General features: G+C 45.4%; 1 protein-coding gene. It reads right to left on the bottom strand.

The annotated features are described in order from the left end of the window. A partial coding sequence (locus AACR11_RS09960) for a transposase (protein WP_139374609.1) occupies nucleotides 1–229 on the bottom strand: 229 nt, incomplete at both ends.

Raw genomic sequence — 229 nt, 5'->3', positions numbered from 1 at the left:
TTTACCACCACTGCTGTATTGAGAAGGGGTTAAGCCCAACCAAGCCGCCAATTGGCGACCATTATTGAATTCTTTTCCATCTGCGATTGCACAGACCAAAGCGCTAGCGGTCATCGCACCAACCCCTTTTAACTTCATCAACTGTTGGCATCGCTCATCTTGCTCTGCCGTTGTCTTAATAAGTCGATCAAACTTCAGAAGCTTACGTTCGATGTTATCCATATGAAGA

The organism is Vibrio sp. L85, from assembly GCF_963871815.1.
Taxonomy (GTDB): Bacteria; Pseudomonadota; Gammaproteobacteria; order Enterobacterales; family Vibrionaceae; genus Vibrio; species Vibrio harveyi.
Note: the sequence above shows the minus strand (reverse complement) of the source record. Positions and strands in the feature narration are given on the sequence as shown.